Raw genomic sequence first — 2,942 nt, forward strand, 5'->3', positions numbered from 1 at the left:
GAGTGTGAGCTGATTCATACTTTTATAAAGCTGTAGTATACTGGAGGTCGGATTTCAAGCCCGAACCAGTGGAATTATCAGCGTAACCATAGTGGCGCTGAGTTTCGCCGTTAGGCGTCAAACAAAGAGGAATGTTGCCGTGCTAGAAGCATATCGTAAACACGTCGCAGAACGTGCTGCAGAGGGCGTAGTCCCTAAGCCATTAAATGCACAACAAGTGGCTGAACTGGTTAAGTTATTTGAAACACCCCCAGCAGGTGAAGAGGCATTCATCCTCGACTTGCTCGAAAATCGTATTCCACCAGGAGTAGATGAAGCTGCTTATGTTAAAGCCGCTTTCCTTGATGCAGTCGCCAAAGGCACTGTGTCATCTCCTATCTTAAGCGCAGAACACGCTGTTAAACTGCTTGGCACTATGCAAGGTGGTTACAACATTGAGCCGTTAATTGACCAACTAGATAATGCAGCATTAGCACCTCTATCGGTTACCGCACTTTCAAATACATTGTTGATGTTTGATTCATACCACGATGTTGTTGAAAAAATGCAAGCGGGTAATGATTTTGCTAAGCAAGTGGTTGACGCTTGGGCCAATGCAGATTGGTTCTTAAATCGTCCAAAATTGGCTGACAAAGTTACCTTAACTGTTTTCAAAGTGTCTGGTGAAACCAACACTGATGATTTGTCTCCTGCGCCAGATGCATGGTCTCGTCCAGATATTCCACTACACGCATTAGCAATGCTAAAAAATGCGCGTGACGGTATTGTGCCTGATGAATCAGGTGTTGTGGGTCCAATCAAAGAAATCGAAGCGTTAAAAGGTAAAGGTCATCCTTTAGTTTACGTAGGTGATGTTGTTGGTACGGGTTCTTCACGTAAATCTGCCACTAACTCAGTGTTATGGTTTATGGGTGATGACATTCCTTTTGTACCTAACAAGCGTGCTGGTGGCTTCTGTTTAGGTAACAAAATTGCACCTATTTTCTTCAACACCATGGAAGATGCGGGTGCATTACCGATCGAACTAAACGTTGATCAAATGGACACTGGCGATGTGATCGATATCTACCCTTATGAAGGTGTAGTTAAGCGTCACGGCACTGATGAAGTTATCTCTACATTCGAACTTAAAACCGAAGTGTTGTTAGATGAAGTTCGTGCTGGTGGTCGTATTCCATTGATCATTGGTCGTGGTCTTACTGACCGTGCGCGTGAAACCTTAGGTCTTGAAGCATCAAAAGTATTCGTTCGTCCACAAGATATCGCTGCATCTAACAAAGGTTTTACTTTAGCCCAAAAAATGGTCGGTAAAGCATGTGGCGTATCAGGTGTTCGTCCTGGTCAATACTGCGAACCTAAGATGACCTCTGTTGGTTCACAAGACACTACTGGCCCTATGACACGTGATGAGTTAAAAGACTTAGCATGTTTAGGCTTTAGTGCTGATTTAACCATGCAGTCATTCTGCCACACTGCAGCTTATCCAAAGCCAGTGGATGTTACCACTCATCACACACTACCAGATTTCATTATGAACCGTGGTGGTGTTGCTTTACGTCCAGGTGACGGGGTTATTCACTCGTGGTTAAACCGTATGTTATTACCAGATACCGTAGGTACTGGTGGTGATTCACATACTCGTTTCCCTATTGGTATTTCGTTCCCAGCCGGTTCTGGTTTAGTGGCATTTGCTGCTGCAACAGGTGTCATGCCTCTTGATATGCCTGAATCTGTGCTAGTGCGCTTTAAAGGCGAAATGCAACCAGGTATTACCTTACGTGATTTAGTTCATGCTATCCCATTAAAAGCAATTGAAATGGGTCTGCTAACGGTTGAGAAGAAAGGCAAAATCAACGCTTTCTCTGGCCGCGTATTAGAAATCGAAGGTCTTGAAAAACTTAAAGTTGAACAAGCATTCGAATTATCTGATGCATCTGCTGAGCGTTCAGCTGCAGGTTGTAGCATTAAGCTAGACAAAGAGCCAATCATTGAATATCTAACCTCTAACATCGTAATGTTAAAGTGGATGATTGCAGAAGGTTATGGCGATCGTCGTACTATTGAACGTCGTATTACTGCGATGCAAGAATGGATTGCTAACCCACAGTTGATGGAAGCAGATAAAGATGCAGAATATGCTGAAATTATCGAAATCAATCTAAACGACATCAAAGAGCCAATCCTTTGTGCACCAAACGATCCTGATGATGCAGTATTATTATCAAGCGTTGCACAAACTAAGATTGACGAAGTGTTTGTTGGTTCTTGTATGACTAACATCGGTCACTTCCGTGCGACCGGTAAGATGTTAGAAAAATTTGCTACCACGTTACCAACACGTTTATGGATTGCACCACCAACTAAGATGGACCGCGATCAATTAACGGAAGAGGGTTACTACTCAATCTTCGGCCGTGTTGGTGCTCGCATCGAGATCCCTGGTTGTTCTCTATGTATGGGTAACCAAGCACGTGTTGCAGAAGGTGCTACTGTAGTATCAACGTCTACACGTAACTTCCCTAACCGTTTAGGTACTGGCGCAAACGTATACTTAGCATCAGCTGAGTTAGCAGCAGTAGCAGCGTTACTAGGTCGTTTACCTTCAGTTGAAGAATATCAAAACTACGCTAAAGAATTGGATGCAACAGCAGCTGATACTTACCGTTACTTGAACTTCGACCAAATCGATTCTTACACTAAGAAAGCCGACAGCGTGATTTTCCAAGCCGCGCTTTAAGCTTAAACGAGTTAACAATTGATCAAAAATGCCAGCAGAAATGCTGGCATTTTTATTGGTGTTATATTGTTTAACTTGTAACTTATTTCAGGATAAAAATGAGTTTCAACCTATCTTTTTATAAAGATTTACCCTGATCCCACTAAATTAATCAACGGCTAAAACCAATGCGAAAATTAGCCATATCTATGCTCTTATGGCCTGA

Annotated in this window: 1 protein-coding gene; it reads left to right on the top strand. The window is 42.8% G+C overall.

Features of this window, described 5'->3' with window-relative positions:
- The first annotated feature begins 139 nt into the window (after positions 1-139).
- Positions 140-2,737, top strand: coding sequence for a bifunctional aconitate hydratase 2/2-methylisocitrate dehydratase (gene acnB, locus CXF78_RS18775; protein ID WP_011639185.1), 2,598 nt, complete (start codon positions 140-142; stop codon positions 2,735-2,737).
- Positions 2,738-2,942 lie beyond the last annotated feature (205 nt).

The sequence above is a fragment of the Shewanella sp. 11B5 genome (assembly GCF_002836795.1).
In the GTDB taxonomy this organism is placed as follows: Bacteria; Pseudomonadota; Gammaproteobacteria; order Enterobacterales; family Shewanellaceae; genus Shewanella; species Shewanella frigidimarina.